Genomic DNA, 16,043 nt, shown 5'->3' with positions numbered 1-16,043 from the left:
TCCCATTCAGAAAGGCTGCTGGTTCGTGATTTTCCGGCGGCGGCCGGAGAACCGCGAGCATGATTGCCCGAACGGGAACCCGCGTGGCCCTTAGGGACGCTGTATCGGCGCTGTACCGGCCGTCTTATCCTCGTGCGAAACGAGAGGGGTTCGGGGTTGGGGCCGGTACGTCGGCGTCGCGCGATCGCCGAGGCGGCGCGCGCGGCCGGGCTGGGCGAGATCGTCCGGATCCATCGCGGGCACGCCCGGGTTCAGGTGCTGTGGGCGCTGGTGGCGATCGGGTCCGTTCCGGCCGCGATCGTGACGCTCATCCAGCGGTCGGAGAACTCCACGACCTGGCAGTGGCCGATGCTCGGCTGGGCGTTGCTCGCCGGGCTGGCCTACCTCTGGACGCACCTGGGCCCGACGCTCGACGGCCGCCAGTGGATCGGCGTGGCCCAGGGCGGGCTCGTCGGCTGGACGAGCCGCCAAGTATGGACCGCGACCTGGGCCGAAGCTCCCGATCGCCGCGTCGAGGCGACGTGCTGCGCGGGCGACGTCCGTGCCTCGATACGCCGCCACGCGCCGGCCGGACAGTGGACCTCGCGGCGCCTCGCGCTGCTGGCGCTCGTCGTGCTGACCACGGCCGCCGCGACCTGGTTCGCCGCCGTCCCGATCGCGGCGACCTACCTGGTCGGTGAACGGCCGATGACGACCGGCCAGTTCGCGCGGATGTGCGAGAAGGGCCGTTCGTTCGGCCGGACCGCGGCCTACACCGGTTCCGCGCCGCACCCGGCGGTCGTGTTCGAGGCATCCGGTGGCGGGTACACGTCGGATCCGGTCGTCGAGCCCGACCAGGTGCAGCTGGTCGGCTGCGCGGTACTCGTGGACACGGGCAAGGCGTTGAAGTCCTGCGCCTACGAGGGTGGCCATCACACCGAGTCGGTCCAGGGTCGTTATCGGGTGGACCTCTACGAAGCCCAGACCGCCGCGTTCGTGGGCACGGTCCGCGTCGACGGCAGCGATTCGGACGAGTGCTCGCCTGTCATCCGGGTGCCACTGTCCGAGCCGCGGAACTCGACGTCCAGCACCGTTTTGGGGCCGACGAACGAGAGCTACCGCGCGCTGCTGGCGCCGTTCGTCGAGGCGTCACGCTGACCCGTGCGGGTCGGTGGCGTTGAGCGTCGCGACGACCTGCCGGTAGTCGCCCCGGACTTCGCCGTAGCGCAGGAACTTGACCCGCTCGACCTGGATCTCGTCGGCCTCGGGCCGGGTCTCCAGGATCGACATGACCTCGGCGATGAACTCGTCGAGCGGCATCGCGTGCTCGTTGTCGGCTTGGCCGGGCATGAGCTCGGTGCGGACCGACGGCGGCTCCAGTTCGAGCACGCGCACGGACGTGTCGGCCAGCTGCAGCCGCAGCGACTCGCTGAGCATGTGCATGGCGGCTTTGGACGCGTTGTAGCTCGGCGTCACCTTGAGCGGCGCGAAGGCGAGTCCTGATGAGACGGTCATGATGGTGGCGTCCGGCCGGGTCTGCAGGTGCTCCACGAAGGCGGCGATCAGCCGGATCGGGCCGAGCACGTTCGTCGTGACGATGCCTTCGGCCGACTCGAGGAACGTCTCGGGCCGGTGCCAGTCCTCGACGCGCATGACGCCCGCCATGGTGACGAGCACGTTGAGATCCGGGTAGCGGGCGAGCACCTGCTTGGCGGCGGACTGGATGTTCTCGGCGTCGGCGGTGTCGATCTGGACGGTGCCGAGGCCGTGCTCGGCGCCGATCTTCTCGAGCAGTCCGGCGCGCCGTCCGCCGACGATCACGGTGTTGCCGCGTGCTTCGAGAGCGAGCGCGAGTGCCAGGCCGATGCCGCTGGTGGCGCCGGGGATGAAGATGGTGTTTCCGCTGATGTCCATGCTTCGAGTCTCGGGCAGCGGGCCGTGCGGCGGCAGAGAGCACTCATCGGGGGATCGGCGGTCCCTGGTTCGCGCCGGCCGGAGCGGGATACTGGAGGCATGGATCGTGCGGAGCTGGCGGCGTTCCTGCGCCGCCGCAGGGAAGAGCTGCGGCCGGAGGACGTCGGACTCGGGCCGGGTGCGCGCAGGCGGGCGCCCGGTCTGCGGCGTGAGGAGGTCGCGTCGCTGGCCTCGATGTCCACCGACTACTACACGCGCCTGGAGCAGCAGCGCGGTCCGCAGCCGAGCGAGCAGATGCTGGCGGCACTGGCCCGCGCGCTGCGGCTGAGCGGCGACGAGCGTGACTACCTCTTCCAGGTCGCGGGCCGCAACGCCCCTTCGCAGGCGGTGACGGCGACCCACGTCGCGCCCGCGTTGCTGCGCGTGCTCGACCGGCTGTCGGACACACCGGCGCTGATCCTGTCCAACCTCGGCGAGATCCTGGTCCAGAACCGCTTCGCCGAAGCGCTCTACGGCGACAAATCCGGTCTCACCGGGCTCGCCCGCAGCGAGATCTACCGCTGGTTCACCGATCCCCGCGAGCGCCGCATCTACCCGGAGCACTACCGCAACCGCCAGAGCCGGGCGCTGGTCGCGAGCCTGCGTGCCGCGCACGGCTCGATGGGCCCGCACTCACGGGCGGGTGAACTCGTCAGGGCGCTCGGCAAGGAGAGTCCCGAGTTCGCGGAACTGTGGGAGCGGCACGAGGTCGCCAAGCGCTTTGAGGACCACAAGGTGCTGATCCACCCGCAGCTCGGCGAGATCGAGGTGGACTGCCAGGCGTTGTTCACCGAAGACCAGTCGCAGGCGCTGCTCGTGCTGACCGCGCCGCCGCGCACCGAGGCGTTCGAGAAGCTGCAACTGCTGGGCGTGCTCGGGCACGAGCGGTTCACCGGCGACGGCTTGCCAGACACAGCAAGGAACCGCTGAGCAGCAGCCCGAAGCCCGCCAGCACGGGGTCCGCGACGGAAAAACCGGTCGACGCCAGCGCGCCGCCTTGGCCGCCCGAGTCTTCGGGGGCAGGAGAGCTCGCGCCGCTGCTGGACTCAGACGCGCCCGAGGTCGTCGAGGCGGGCGGATCGACGGCCACCTCGACGGTCTCGCTGGTTCCGGTGAGGGGTTCGCCGGTCGCGCCAGGGCCGCGTGCGGTGAAGGTGGCCACATTGGACAGTGTGCCGATCACCGCGGGGGTCACGGTGCAGGACTGCTGACGGTGGCCGCCGATCGCGAGACCGGGCGCTGGGACGGAGATGCCGCAGTCGGGTGCCGACGCGTCGGTCACCTCGACGGTCAGCGGGACGTTGCCGGTGTTCTCGATCTCCACGGTGAACGTGACCAGGCCGCCCGCCGTCGTCTTCGGCGTGTCCGAGGTCTTGGTGATCCGCAGCGCCGGTTTCGGCGCGTCGATGTGGACGGTCGCCGAAGCGGTGGAACCGACCGGTTTCCGGTCGTCGGCGGTCCCGGTCGCGGTGACTGTCGTGGTGTGCGTTCCGGCGCCGCCCGGTGGGGTGACCTGGCATTCGTAGGTCGAGCGGGCGCCCGGCTCCAGCGTCGTCGGCGGCGCGGCGCACGGTGTGTCGGGTGTCGTCACGACGAGATCGGTGAGCTTGGTGTCCGTGCTGTCGTTGGAAACGGTGACGGTGAACGCGATCGGTGCGGCAGGCCCGACCGGATCGGCCTTCGGCGTGATCGTCACCGACAGGTCCGGGTGGATCACGCGGATCGCGGTCGTCGCCGCGATCGTGGCCGTGGTCCCGTCGGCGGCCGTTCCGGTCACCTTGAGCGTCACTGCGAAGTCGGCCTGCCCGGCGGTGACGGTGCACGAAGCCGGCGCGTGGGCGCCGGGTGCGAGGTCGCCGATCGGCGCGGGCGCGCAGGCGGTGCCGCCGAGCTGCGACACGGTGACCTCGCGCAGGTCGAGATCGGCGCCGGTGTTGGTGACGTCGATGGTGATCGGGACGGCGGCGCCGGGGCGCACGGGCAGGCCGTCGGTCGTCAGGCCGAGCGCGAGCGAGGGCCGGTCGCGCGGTTCGCCGGACTCGTAGCCGAGGATGAGTGACCAGCCGGTGCACATCGAGCCGAAGGCCGCCCAGTCGTTGCCGACGGTCACGGTCATCGGGATTCCCCTCGGTAGGTGGTCGATCAAGGCGAGCTGATCGGGTCGCGCGGAGCTCGTTCCGCCCTGCCAGGTGAAGGTCGCTGTTTCGGCGCACGAGCCGGTGAGCCGAGCCTGGGTGACGCGCGTGCCCGCGGGGATGGTGACTGGCGCGCTGCCGTCCGTGTAGAGGAAATCACCGTTGACCACGGTCTCGAACGGCGGAGCGAGCGCGAAGACGAGAACGGCGCTCGCGATGAGCCTGACGAGGTGCTGGATCACGATGACCCCCGGTTCTCGGCGTGCCGCAGGTCGATGCCGGTCACCGCGGGTGTGGTGACCGCCGTGAGCGCGGGCGTGACGGGCACCGTCAGGCTCAGCACGACCGGCGAGCGCATCGACTCCAGCGGCGTGACGTCGGCGCCCAGCGTCAGCGAGAGCGGCGTGCCGACTTCCCGCAGGAACCCGCGCAGGCAGTCCTCGGGCAGCACCGGCGCCTCCGCGTGCCGCATCAGCACCGCCCCGAGCAGCCGGTGCTCGGCCCGGCCGTCCACGGCCGACGCGGTGACCAGATAGGACAGCCGGTAGTGCCGGACGGGCAGCCGCGTGCCGGACAGCCTGCCGTCACCGTCGCGCACCCGCAGCGGCCCGCCGGGTTGCTCCGCCCTGATCCGGAACAGGAACAGGCCGATCGACGGTCCCGGCCGCGAGCGTGGCCGATCGAACGAGATCGCCACGCCGGCGGGCAGCCCGGCGCCGAGCCAGGCGGCCACCGACGCGTCGACCTCCTCGATCATCCGGTCAGTCTTTCCGCGGCGCCGTCGCGGCGGGAGGGACGCGGGGGCAACGGCCGTGGCCGGAAAAGCTGGTCCGCACGGGCATTCCGGAGTGTCCGCGGCAGTGGTCGCGCGCTCGTCTCGCCGCCGCCGGGACGCTGCGATGCTCGATCTCGTCCAGGCACGATCATCGGGGAGCGGCGATGCCCACGTATCTGTCACCAGGTGTCTATGTCGAAGAGGTCTCGTCGGGGTCGCGGCCGATCGAAGGCGTCGGGACGGCGGTCGCGGGCTTCGTCGGGTTCGCCGAGAGGGGCCCGGTGCACCAGCCGACACTGGTGACGAACTGGACCCAGTTCACCAAGGCCTTCGGCGGTTTCATCGACGGGGCCTACCTGCCGCACGCGGTCTACGGCTATTTCCTCAACGGCGGTGGCTCCGCCTACATCGTCCGGCTGCCCGGCGGCGACGGTGAACGTGTCGCCTTGTGCGCAGGCGCGGAGATCCCCGCCGCCGAACCGGAAAGCAAGGCCTCACTCAGTGTGCGGGCGCTCGCGGCGGGCACAGGCGGGAACGCGCTGGTCGTCACTGTGGAGGAAGCCACCCAGAAATCACCGGATGCCTTCAAGATCGAGGTGCAGCGCAACGGCAAGACCGAGGAGACCTTCGACAACCTCACCGTCCGCCGCGGGCCTGCCAACGTGCTCGGCGTGCTGGCGAAGCAGTCCAAGCTGATCGAGCTGGTGGCGGCCAAGGACGGCAGGCTGCCGATGCCCAAGACCGGCACGCGGATCCAGCTCGCGGGCGGCAACCAGCCGAAACCCGTTGACAGCAAGGATTACATCGGCGACACGGGGGACCGCACGGGCTTCAGCGGTCTCGAAGCCGTCGAAGAAGTCACCATGCTGTGCGTGCCGGACCTCATGTCCGCGTACCAGCGCGGGCTGGTCGACGACGACGGGCTCAAAGCCGTGCAGCTGGCGATGATCGCGCACTGCGAGCTGATGGCCGACCGGGTGGCCGTGCTGGATCCGCCGCCGGGGCTCGGCGCGCAGCGGGCCGCGGAGTGGCGGACCGAGCTGGCTGGCTACGACTCCAAGTACGCCGCGCTGTACTGGCCATGGCTGCGGATCATGGACCCGTTGAGTGGCGCGCCGGTGATCGTGCCGCCGAGTGGCCATCTCGCCGGGGTGTGGGCGCGCAACGACGACACCAGGGGCGTGCACAAGGCGCCTGCCAACGAAGTGCTGCGAGGGGTCATCGCGCCGGAGACGATGATCACGAAGGGCGAGCAGGATCTGCTGAACCCGATCGGGGTGAACTGCATCAGGGCGTTTCCCGGCCAGGGGATCCGGGTGTGGGGCGCGCGGACACTGGCGAGCGATCCGCTGTGGCGGTACGTGAACGTCCGCAGGCTGTTCAACTTCGTCGAAAAGTCCATCCTGCTCGGCACCAACTGGGTCGTCTTCGAGCCGAACGACGAATATCTCTGGGAGTCCGTCAGCCGGACGATCACGATGTTCCTCCGGCAGGTCTGGCGCAGTGGCGCGTTGATCGGGCGGACACCCACCGAGGCCTTCTACGTCAAATGCGACGGGGAGAACAACCCGCCGGAAAGCCGGGACGCGGGCACCCTGTTCGTCGAGATCGGGATCGCGCCCGTCAAACCCGCCGAGTTCGTCGTGTTCAGGATTTCTCAGTTCGCGCAGGGCGCGGCGCTCGAAGAGTAGTTCTTTTCCGAAGAAAGGAGATGGGCGAATGACTTCCAGCATCGCGCACAACGCGATCAGCGCCGCCCGGTTCGTCATCAGCATCTCGGGGGTCAGCGGTGACACGACCAACATCGCGTTCTCCGAACTGAGCGGGATCAAGATGGAGGTCGAGGAGGCGGAGTACGTCTCGGCGACGAAATCCGGCGTTTCGCTGGCCAAGCTCTATGGGAAGACCAAACCCTGCGAGGTCACGTTGAAACGAGGCCTTGACCAGGACAGCACCCTGTGGGCCTGGCACGAAGCCGTCCAGGCGAAGGACCCGACCGCGCGGAAGTCGTGCAGCCTGATGCTGCAGGACTCCGCGGGCAACACCAAGGCGACCTACCGGCTGGAGAACGCCTGGCCGTCCAAATTGGACGTGAACGCGCTGAAGGCGGGATCGAGTGAGACGGTCTCGATGACGGTCGTGCTGAAATGCGACCACATCCAGTTCAGCGCCGGAGGCCGGGCTTGACGACCGCGACCGCCGCGGCGGACCTGCGCACCGAGTATCCGTTCGTCCTGCCGCGCGGTTACGTGGACGAGCGGGGCGAACTCCACCGTGGCGGCGCGATGCGCCTGGCCACCGCCAAGGACGAACTCGGCGCCCAGCTGCAGCCGAAAGTGCGGCAGAACGCGGCCTACCTGTCGGTGTACCTGCTCGCCTCGACGGTGACCTCACTCGGCTCGGTCAGCCCGGTGGACCCGTTCGTCATCGAGCACCTGTTCGCCTCGGACATGGCGTTCCTGCAAGACCTCTACCGCCGGATCAACCAGGCGGGCAACACCGAGGCGGACGTCACCTGCCCCTCCTGCGCGCACGAGTTCGTGGTCGACGTCGCGGGGGTCGATGCCCCGGGGGAATCGTGACCTGCCGCGCGGACCGGCTGTGGGAGGAGATCGTCTACATCGGCTATCACCTGCACTGGTCCTTCGACGAGATCGCCCGGCTCGACCACCGCTCCCGCCGGCAGGTACTGACGGAAATCGGCAAGCTCGACACGGAACCCGGCGAGGTATGAGCATGCGATGGTCACTTCGGCGTAAACGCAGGCTCCGCGGCAGGCCGCGGGCACGCGTGAAGCTGCCGCCACCTCTTCCCGGCACCGTGCTGACGGAGGACGTCCTCACGATCTCGGCGGTACGGGGGATTCTCGATTCGTCGTTGCTGCGCCTCGACGTGCCCGCGCCGCCCGTACCGGACCGGCCGCGCGGTTCGGTGGCCGGACTGGTCTCCATGGTCTCGTCCCGGCTCGACGAGCCGCCGGCTTACGACGCGGAGTTGCCCGCTGTCCCGCGCCGACGGGTGCCTTCGGTGGGACGTTCGAGCTCGGCGGGTTCGCTCAACGCGGCGGTTGAGCCGTTCGTGTCCGGGCCGAGGGTGCCCGAGCGACCGCAGCGCCCGGACCCGTGGCTGCGCGAAATGCGGCTGAAGGGTGACGCGGCGTCGGGCATCGACTGGTCCCCGCCCCCTGAGCCGGTTCCGGAGACTCCGGTCCGCCGGGCGAGCCTGGCGGAGAGCAGGCGGCTCGGGTACGGGCTGCGGGGGCGGCGACCGGCCGAAGACGAGTCCACTGTGGACGATGACGCCGACGAGGAGGGCGCCGGGCGAGCGGCGCCCATCCTCGCCGGACCGCCACCGGACCCGAAACCGCGCCCGGCGTTCGAGGAGTTCGTCCAGCGTCTCGTCGCGCACCCGCCCAGGAGATGGGCCGACCTCGATTCCTCCGATGACCTCGAGGAGATGGCGGGCAAGCTGTACGAGCGGCTGCATCGGCGCCTGCGGTACACGATGCTGGTGGACCGGGAGCGCTCGGGCACGCTGGCGGACTTCGCATGACCGGCCCGGCCGATCTGGCCAGCCTCGCCCATCATTTCCTCGTCGTCATCGATCAGGGCGCCTACGACCTGGGCAGCTGGGCGTCGGCGAGCGGGCTGGCGGTGACGTGGGGGCTGTGCGAGTACCGGGCCGGTGACACGGGCAACGCCGTGTGGGTGCATCCGGGCACGACCAGGTATCCGAACGTCAAGCTCAGCCGGGCCGCCTGCGCCGACTCGGAAACCGTGCAGCGATGGCTCGCGGCGACGTCCAACGGGGAGACCCCGTTGAGCGGGAGCGTGCAGCTGGTCGACTGGACGAATCGGCCGATCGTGCAATGGACGCTCAAGCGGTTCTTCCCGGTCGGCTGGTCGATCGGGGAGTTCAGCGCGATCGGCCAGTCGCGGGTCGTGCTGGAGACGCTGGAGATCGTCCACACGGGATTCCTGGCCGACGAGACCACCGGAGGCGCGCGATGACGGCACCGCGGCTCGGGCTGGCGATGCGGTTCCGGGTCGTGGTCGACGGGCTCAACCTCGGGAACTGGGCCAGCTGCAAGGGATTGAAGCTCACCTGCAAGCCCTACACCCTGCGGGAGAGCGGGAACGTGGAGTACGAAGAGATACTGCCAGGTGAGCTCTCGTACGCGCCGATCACGCTGGAACGGGCGATGGACGCGTCGAGTTCCAAGACCGTGCAGAATTGGCTGCGGTCGACGTACACGAGCTGGCTCGACGAGGCGGCCGCCGAGATCTTCCCGGGGTCGACCGCGCAGATCACGCTCTTGGACGGCGCGCAGCAGACCGTGCTGACCTGGTCGTTGCGTGGGGTGTATCCCATCGCCTGGACCGGGCCGACGCTCTCGGCGAAGGACAGCGCGGTGGCGATCGAAGCGCTGGAGCTGACGCACAAGGGGTTTCTGTGACCGCGCCGATCCAACGCGCGTCGTTGACCCAGCTGACCGGCGGCAGCGCCACGGTGAGCTTCCAGTTCAACCCGGGCAAGGTGACGATCAAGCAGGCGAGCAACTACGTCAGCCGCAGCGGCGGCCTCGAAGCCGTGAACCACCAGGCGGCCATCAGGGCCGTGTCCGCCACCAGCGTCTCGCTCGGCGACATCGTCTTCGCCGGGCCTGCGGCGCAGCAGTCGGTCAAGCAGGTGCTCGCCTGGCGGGTGCCGGTGGAACAAGGCTTCACCGCGGGGGAGAAGACCAACGTCTACTACCTGCCGGCGCTGCGGTTCGCCTGGGGCGGCAGCGCGGGGCTCGACTTCACGGTCTTCCTGACCGCGTTCAGTTTCAGCTACGAGCGGTTCCTCTCGAACGGCAGGCCCGTCAGGGTGCTGGCGTCGCTCGACATGCAGGAATACGACGTGCCGCCCAGTCCCCAGAATCCGTCGTCAGGAGGCATTCCAGGGCGTGGACGGCATACCGTCGTCGCCGAGGACAACCTGCCCCGCATCGCGCAGGCCGCCTACGGCAGCCCGAAGGAATGGCGGGCGATCGCCGACGCGAACGGCATCGACGATCCGCTGCGGCTGAGCTGGGGACGGCAGCTGTTCCTGCCGGCCCGTGATGAGCTGAGGACACCGTGACCGGCATCAACCTGCCCTGGATCACGGCCACGGTGGTGGCCGGGGGACGCACGCTGCCCGAGCCGGTCGCCTCGCGGATCGAGCGCGTGGTCGTCGACGCCGATCTGCGGTTGCCGGGGATGTTCGAGATCGCGTTCGCCGACTACGACGGCACCGCGCTTTCCCAAGCGGGCATCGAAATCGGGACGGCCGTGGAGGTCTGGAGCAACTCGCTCGAACAAGCGCGGCAGCTGCGGCTGATCACCGGTGAGGTGACCGCGCTCGAAGGGCTGCTGCACAGCTCGTCGATCACCACCGTCGTGCGCGGCTACACCACCGCGCACCGGCTGCAGCGGGCGCGCCGCACGCGGACCTTCCTCAACATGACCGACTCCGACATCGCCGTCCAGCTGGCCGTCGAGGCCGGGCTCGAACCGGGCCTCGTCGAACCGACCGCCACCGCCTTCGAGTACCTCGCCCAGGTCAACCAGACCGACTGGGAGTTCCTGACCGGCCGGGCCACCGAGATCGGCTACGAACTCGGCGTGGCCGACGGGACCTTCTACTTCCGCCCGATGTCCACTGTGGACCGACCGGCGACCCCGGTTCCGGTGCCGCTGGGTCATCCGAAGGACCTGCTCGGCTTCCGGCCGAGGCTGACGGCGGGGAACCTGGCCACCGGGGTGGAGGTGCGGGTGTGGGACCCGGTGCGGGCAGAGGCCATCGCGGTGCCCGCCACGCTCGCGAGCCAGGCGGGCGCGCCGTTCACCCCGGTCGAACCCGGCCTCGGCGCGGTGACCGGGACGACCGCGACCCGGTATCTCGGTCCCGAACCCGCCACGACCGCGTTCGTCGTGTCCGATCGGCCGCTCGCCACCGGTTCGGCGACGCGGCCGGCCGCCGAGATCACCGCGCGGGGGCTCGCGGACCAGGTGGGCGGCACCTGCGCGGAGGCCGAAGGCGAGGCGATCGGGAACGCGGCCATCCAGCCAGGGGTGGTGCTGGAAGTGATCGGTGTGCAGGCCCGGTTCGACGGCCCGTGGCTGGTCACGCGCACGACCCACGTCTTCGACGACAGCGAGTACGGCTACCGGACGAGCTTCGCCGCGCACGGGGCGCAGGACCGGTCGCTGCTCGGGCTCACCTCGCGCGCGGTCACCAGAGGACGGATCGACGGGGTCGTGTGCGGGATCGTCAGCAACTGCGCCGACCCGCTCGCCCAAGGCCGGGTCAAGGCGGTGCTGCCGTGGCTGTCGCCGTCCTTCGAGACCGACTGGGCGCCGGTCGTCCAGTTCGGGGCGGGCGCGCGCTCCGGCTCCTGCTTCCTGCCCGAGGTCGGGGATGAGGTGCTGCTCGCGTTCGAGCTCGCCGACCCGCGGCGCCCGTACGTCTTCGGCGGCCTGGTGAACGACCACACCACCTGGGATCTCGGCGCGCCCGCCGTGGCCGCGGGCGACGTGGTGCGGCGGGGATTCATGTCCGGCTCCGGCAACGGCCTGGTGTTCAGCGACGAGCTGCCACCACCACCCGCGGCCGGTCCGGCGGCGACGTCCGCCGTCCGGCTCGGGTCGACGGCGGGCGAGGTCGCGTTGTCACTCGACCAGGTCGCGTGCACGGCCGCGCTGCGCTGCGATCCCGTGCCGGGCACGAGCGCGCCGCCCGCCGGGAAGCTGACGATCGGCAGCCTTTCCGGGCAGGTGACGGTGTCCGCGAGCCCGGCGGGCGCCGTGACGATCGACGGCGGCGCCGCGCTCGTGCTCAAGGCCACGACCTCGATCGACATCGAAAGCCAGGGCGTGGTGACCATCAAAGGGCTGCAGATCCGCTTGAACTGAACGGAGGTGGCGATGGACGGCGACTTCGTCGGCGCCGGCTGGTCGTTCCCGGCCGGGGTGAGCGCGAACGGCGGCATCGCGGTCGCGCGCGGCGCGGCCAAGATCGAACAGGCGATGACACTCGTCCTGTCGACCTATCCCGGCGAGCGCCCGTTCCGGCCGCGGTTCGGCTGCCTGCTGCGCGACCACGTCTTCGACGGCGCCAGCACCGACGTGCTCGGCGCGATCGCGCGCGAGGTCCGGCAGGCGCTGGCGCAGTGGGAACCCAGGGCCGAGGTGCACGACGTCGCCGTCACGCCGGACCCCGACGAGGAGACCAGGCTGCTCATCGACATCCGGTACACCGTGCGCGGCGAGAACGACCCGCGCAACCTCGTCCACCCGTTCTATTCCATCCCGGAGTGAGGAGCGACGGTGCCACTGCCCACGCCCTCACTCGACGACCGCCGGTTCCAGGACCTGGTCGACGAGGCGAAGCGGTTCGTCCAGCGCCACTGTCCGGAATGGACGGACCACAACGTGTCCGATCCCGGCGTGACGCTGATCGAGACCTTCGCGTTCATGGTCGAGCAGCTCTCGTACCGGCTCAACCGGGTGCCGGACCGGTTGTACGTCAAGTTCCTGGAGCTGCTCGGCCTGCGGCTGCTGCCGCCGACACCCGCCCGCGCGCCGGTCACGTTCTGGCTGACCACCAGCGCCTCGGGCACGCTGGTCGTCCGCGCGGGCACCAGGGCGTCGACGCTGCGCACCGAAAGCGACGAGAGCGTGGTGTTCTCCACGCTGGCCGACCTGGCCATCGTGCCCACCGAGCTGATCGCCGCGCGCAGCGAAGACGCGGACGGCAAGACCGCGGCACACACCGAAGACCTCGAACTCGGCACGGAGTTCCCCGTTTTCGGGCAGCCACCGGCGATCGGCGACCTGTTCCTGATCGGGCTGAACGAGCCGGCGCCGAGCTGCGCCCTGCGTATCGACTACCTCGGCGAGACCAGGGGCATCGGCGTCAACCCCAAGCATCCGCCGCTGGAATGGGAGGCGTGGGACGGCTCGGGCTGGGCTGTCTGCCCGGCGACGACCGACGAGACCGGCGGGCTGAACAAGGCGGGCCGGATCGTCGTGCACCTCCCGGACGGGCACGCGGCGAGCGTCGTCGGCGGGGAGCGCGCGGGGTGGCTGCGCGTGCGGGTGACCGAACCGCTGTCCGGGCAGACCGGGTACAGCGAGTCCCCGGTGGTACGCGGGCTGACCGTGTCGACGGTCGGTGGCACCGCGCAGGCCGTCAACGCTGAGCTGGTCGAGTCCGAACTGCTCGGCGCGGCGGAAGGTGTTCCAGGGCAACGGTTCCCGGTGCGTCGCCGTCCGGTGCTGGCCGGGCGCGAGCCGGTGGTGCTCGAGGTGGGCACGGACGACGGCTGGCAGGAGTGGACCGCGGTCGAGCACTTCGCCGCCAGCGCGCCGGACGATCGGCATTTCCTTCTCGACGCCGTCGCGGGCGAGGTCGAGCTGGGACCGGCGGTGCGGCTGCCGGACGGGGGAGTGCGGCAGTACGGCGCGATACCGCCACGCGGCGCCGCCGTCCGGGTCCGGCGGTACCTCTGCGGTGGCGGGACCACGGGAAACGTCGCGACAGGAACGATTTCGACACTCAAGTCGTCGATCCCGTTCGTCGCCGGTGTCGTGAACCTGCGGCCCGCGCAGGGCGGGGTGGACGGCGAGACACTCGACGAGGCGAAGGCACGCGGCCCCATCATGCTGCGGACCAGGAGCCGCGCGGTGACGGCGGAGGACTACGAGGCGATCGCCACGGAGGCCGCGCCCGAGGCGGCCCGCGTCCACTGCCTGACCGCGGGCGAGGGCGATGTCGGACAGGGCACGGTCAAGGTGCTCGTGGTGCCCGCCGTGACCGTCGACAAAGGACGCATCGACTTCGAGGACCTGGTGCCCGCCGCCGACACGCTGCGGCGCGTCGCCGAAGCGCTGGACAAGGTGCGCCTCGTCGGCACGAAGGTGCTCGTCGAACCGCCCAAGTACCGGGGCGTCACGGTGGTGGCCAGGCTCGTCGCCCGGCCGCGGGTCAGTGTGGACGCGGTCGCCGAACTGGCGCGGGAGGCGCTGTACGAGTTCCTCAACCCGCTCACCGGCGGCGACGGCGGCCAGGGCTGGACGTTCGGCCGGAAGGTGCTGCGCGCCGAGATCTTCGGCCTCCTGCAACGGGTTCGCGGCGTCGACGTCGTCGAGGACGTCCGGATGTTCGGCGCCGACCCGGTGACCAGGCGCCGTGGTGAGGAGACCGCGAAACTGCCGGTCGGCAAGGGCGGCCTGGTGTTCTCGTTCGACCATCAGATCCGGGTGGAGGAGACCTGAGATGCGCGCTGCCACCCCCGGCGTCGAATCGCCGTACCCACTGGCGACACTGCTGCCCTCGGTGCTCCGGGAGGACCGGTTCCTCGCGCGGTGGACGGCCGGGCTCGACGAGGTGCTGGTACCGATCATCAGCACCATCGACTGCCTGCACGGCTATCTCGATCCGCTGCTCGCGCCTGAGGACTTCGTGCGCTGGCTGGCGGGCTGGTTCGGTGTCCTGCTCGACGAGAGCTGGGCGTTCGACCGGCAGCGCGCGGTGATCGCCGAGGCCGTCGAGCTGTACCGGATGCGCGGCACGCTGACCGGGCTCGGCAGGCACCTCGCGCTGGTGGTCGACGGCACGGTCGAGATCGAGGAAGGCGGCGGGGTGTCCTGGTCACGACGGCCGACGGCGCCGTCACCCGAAGACGCCACCAGGGTGACCGTGCGGGTCGTCCCGAACGACCCGGCCGCGTTCTCCCGTGACGCGGTGGAGGCGGTCGTGCGTGCGGCGAAACCCGTCCACGTCGTACACAGGCTGGTGGTGATGACCGCGTGATCGTGTGCCGGAGCTGCGGAAACCGGAGCGAGGACGCCGACGCGTTCTGCGGGGACTGCGGGCGTTTCCTCGAATGGAACGGGGAGAAGGTCGCCCCCGAGATACCGCCGGAGGTGATCGAGGAGATCCAGCTCGCCCCGCCGCCGGAGCGTGGCTGGAAGCAGCGCGCCCACGATGCCGCGCGGGTCTACCTGCCAGGGCACAGCGGCGGCGCCACGGTCGAGATGACCGCCGCCGCGCCCAAACCCGGCGGCCCGCCGAAGCCGCCGGCACCACCTGTGCCCGGAGTGCCGAGGCCGCCCGCGCCGCCGGGGGCACCGAAACCGCCGGGGATACCGAAGCCGCCCGCGCCACCGTCACCGCCGGGAGCACCACCGAAACCCCCGCCACCCCCGCCACGCCCGATGCCCCAACCACCTCCGCCGCCGGTTCCCGAAAGCCGCACGGAGCTGGCGGCGACGTTGATCCAGCCCATCGAAGGGCGCGCGACGATCGAGGAGCAGCCGCCGGAGGTGCTGCCGCAACCGGTCCAGCGCCGGGTACGCGCGATCGTCAAGACCAAGCCGAGCAGGCGCCTGGAACCCGGCGACCTGATCTGCGGCGCGTGCGGCGAGGGCAACGCGGCGACCCGCCGGTTCTGCGGCCGGTGCGGCGAGTCGCTGGCCGACGCCGAGATCGTCCTGCCGACCTGGGGGCAGCGCGTCAAGCTCTGGTTCCGCGGCCGCCGTCGGCACCAGGCGGGCACCCGTCCAGGCCAGAAAGGCACCCCGGAGCACCGGAAGTGGCGGTTCTCGGTCGGCCTGCGCCGGATACGGGCGTCGATCGGGGTCGTCATGATCTTGCTGATGCTGCTCTACGCCGCGTATCCGCCGTTCCGGACGGCGTTGAACAGTGCCGCGAAGGAGATCTATCAGGACGTGCGGCCGTCGCTGAAACCCGTGCGGCCGGTGAGCGTGACGGCGAGCGACCCGCGGTTCGAGACCGCGCCGCACGTGGCCGCCAACCTCACCGATCAGTACACCGACACGTATTGGGCGGCACCGTGGAGCGAACAGCGGCGGCCCGCGTTCACCGTCCGGTTCGGCGGTGACTACATCATCAGCGACATCATCGTCTACGCGGGCGCGTCCGGCGACTTCGTGAACAACGGCCGTCCGTCGATCCTGAAGCTCACGTTCTCGAACAACGAGACCGTGCTGCTCACACCCCAGGACACGGCCGACAACCAGACGCTGAAGGTCACCAAGGCCGATCTGGTGAACTCCGTGCTCGTCGAAGTCGAGGACATTTACGTTCCCCAGAACGGAAAGAGCGACGTGGCGATCTCCGAGATCGAGTTCTTCGCGCTCGAGTGACACGCA

Annotated in this window: 18 protein-coding genes; 15 read left to right on the top strand and 3 right to left on the bottom strand. The window is 70.4% G+C overall.

Translation table 11 applies throughout. The features are described from left to right. Nucleotides 1-156 precede the first annotated feature (156 nt). Entirely contained in the window at nt 157-1,137 is a 981-nt protein-coding gene (locus AB5J62_RS22520; protein ID WP_370941886.1) for a hypothetical protein, read from the top strand. Here the strand turns inward: AB5J62_RS22520 and AB5J62_RS22515 are convergent. Next, the gene (locus AB5J62_RS22515; protein WP_370941885.1) at nt 1,129-1,893 is read right to left on the bottom strand and encodes an SDR family oxidoreductase; all 765 of its coding nucleotides are present in this window, start codon (nt 1,891-1,893) and stop codon (nt 1,129-1,131) included. The two genes, AB5J62_RS22520 and AB5J62_RS22515, sit on opposite strands and share 9 nt — an antisense overlap. A 99-nt stretch (nt 1,894-1,992) precedes the next feature. Here AB5J62_RS22515 and AB5J62_RS22510 point away from each other — a divergent pair, with 99 nt between their 5' ends. After that, nucleotides 1,993-2,862 carry a helix-turn-helix transcriptional regulator gene (locus AB5J62_RS22510; protein ID WP_370941884.1) on the top strand — a complete coding sequence of 290 codons (870 nt, stop codon included), beginning with the start codon at nt 1,993-1,995 and terminating at the stop codon, nt 2,860-2,862. Here AB5J62_RS22510 and AB5J62_RS22505 read toward each other — a convergent pair. Both AB5J62_RS22505 and AB5J62_RS22500 read right to left on the bottom strand, forming a co-directional pair. Continuing rightward, a complete protein-coding gene (locus AB5J62_RS22505; protein WP_370941883.1) occupies nt 2,822-4,309 on the bottom strand; it encodes a hypothetical protein in 1,488 nt (495 codons plus the stop codon). The genes AB5J62_RS22510 and AB5J62_RS22505 overlap by 41 nt on opposite strands. Next, a complete protein-coding gene (locus AB5J62_RS22500; RefSeq protein ID WP_370941882.1) occupies nt 4,306-4,824 on the bottom strand; it encodes a Pvc16 family protein in 519 nt (172 codons plus the stop codon). The genes AB5J62_RS22505 and AB5J62_RS22500 overlap by 4 nt, the downstream gene beginning before the upstream one ends. Before the next feature lie 182 nt (nt 4,825-5,006). On the opposite strand from AB5J62_RS22500, the gene AB5J62_RS22495 reads away from it, so the two are divergent. The 13 genes from AB5J62_RS22495 to AB5J62_RS22435 are packed head-to-tail and all read left to right on the top strand — an operon-like array spanning nt 5,007 to nt 16,037. Continuing rightward, entirely contained in the window at nt 5,007-6,533 is a 1,527-nt protein-coding gene (locus tag AB5J62_RS22495) for a phage tail sheath family protein (RefSeq protein WP_370941881.1), read from the top strand. A gap of 28 nt (nt 6,534-6,561) precedes the next feature. Then, nucleotides 6,562-7,029, top strand: coding sequence for a phage tail protein (locus AB5J62_RS22490; RefSeq protein ID WP_370941880.1), 468 nt, complete (start codon nt 6,562-6,564; stop codon nt 7,027-7,029). Beyond that, nucleotides 7,026-7,424 (top strand): phage tail assembly protein, encoded by a 399-nt coding sequence (locus AB5J62_RS22485; RefSeq protein WP_370941879.1) that lies wholly within the window; start codon nt 7,026-7,028, stop codon nt 7,422-7,424. The genes AB5J62_RS22490 and AB5J62_RS22485 overlap by 4 nt, the downstream gene beginning before the upstream one ends. Next, nucleotides 7,421-7,576 (top strand): DUF6760 family protein, encoded by a 156-nt coding sequence (locus AB5J62_RS22480; protein WP_370941878.1) that lies wholly within the window; start codon nt 7,421-7,423, stop codon nt 7,574-7,576. Before AB5J62_RS22485 ends, AB5J62_RS22480 begins: the two co-directional genes overlap by 4 nt. Nucleotides 7,577-7,578: 2 nt before the next feature. Continuing rightward, entirely contained in the window at nt 7,579-8,394 is an 816-nt protein-coding gene (locus AB5J62_RS22475) for a hypothetical protein (protein WP_370941877.1), read from the top strand. Next, nucleotides 8,391-8,852 (top strand): phage tail protein, encoded by a 462-nt coding sequence (locus tag AB5J62_RS22470; protein ID WP_370941876.1) that lies wholly within the window; start codon nt 8,391-8,393, stop codon nt 8,850-8,852. Before AB5J62_RS22475 ends, AB5J62_RS22470 begins: the two co-directional genes overlap by 4 nt. Beyond that, the gene (locus AB5J62_RS22465; protein ID WP_370941875.1) at nt 8,849-9,298 is read left to right on the top strand and encodes a phage tail protein; all 450 of its coding nucleotides are present in this window, start codon (nt 8,849-8,851) and stop codon (nt 9,296-9,298) included. The genes AB5J62_RS22470 and AB5J62_RS22465 overlap by 4 nt, the downstream gene beginning before the upstream one ends. Then, a complete protein-coding gene (locus tag AB5J62_RS22460; protein ID WP_370941874.1) occupies nt 9,295-9,966 on the top strand; it encodes a LysM peptidoglycan-binding domain-containing protein in 672 nt (223 codons plus the stop codon). Before AB5J62_RS22465 ends, AB5J62_RS22460 begins: the two co-directional genes overlap by 4 nt. After that, nucleotides 9,963-11,780 carry a VgrG-related protein gene (locus AB5J62_RS22455; RefSeq protein ID WP_370941873.1) on the top strand — a complete coding sequence of 606 codons (1,818 nt, stop codon included), beginning with the start codon at nt 9,963-9,965 and terminating at the stop codon, nt 11,778-11,780. Before AB5J62_RS22460 ends, AB5J62_RS22455 begins: the two co-directional genes overlap by 4 nt. Nucleotides 11,781-11,792: 12 nt before the next feature. Continuing rightward, the gene (locus tag AB5J62_RS22450) at nt 11,793-12,185 is read left to right on the top strand and encodes a GPW/gp25 family protein (RefSeq protein ID WP_370941872.1); all 393 of its coding nucleotides are present in this window, start codon (nt 11,793-11,795) and stop codon (nt 12,183-12,185) included. A gap of 9 nt (nt 12,186-12,194) precedes the next feature. Further along, complete coding sequence (locus AB5J62_RS22445; protein ID WP_370941871.1) at nt 12,195-14,144, top strand: putative baseplate assembly protein; 1,950 nt, start codon at nt 12,195-12,197, stop codon at nt 14,142-14,144. Between the two features lies 1 nt (nt 14,145). Then, on the top strand, nt 14,146-14,682 hold the full coding sequence (locus AB5J62_RS22440; protein ID WP_370941870.1) for a phage tail protein: 537 nt from the start codon (nt 14,146-14,148) through the stop codon (nt 14,680-14,682). Beyond that, a complete protein-coding gene (locus tag AB5J62_RS22435) occupies nt 14,679-16,037 on the top strand; it encodes a hypothetical protein (protein ID WP_370941869.1) in 1,359 nt (452 codons plus the stop codon). The genes AB5J62_RS22440 and AB5J62_RS22435 overlap by 4 nt, the downstream gene beginning before the upstream one ends. Nucleotides 16,038-16,043 lie beyond the last annotated feature (6 nt).

The organism is Amycolatopsis sp. cg5 (assembly GCF_041346955.1).
Taxonomy (GTDB): Bacteria; Actinomycetota; Actinomycetes; order Mycobacteriales; family Pseudonocardiaceae; genus Amycolatopsis.
This window is presented reverse-complemented; position numbering and strand designations above follow the sequence as displayed.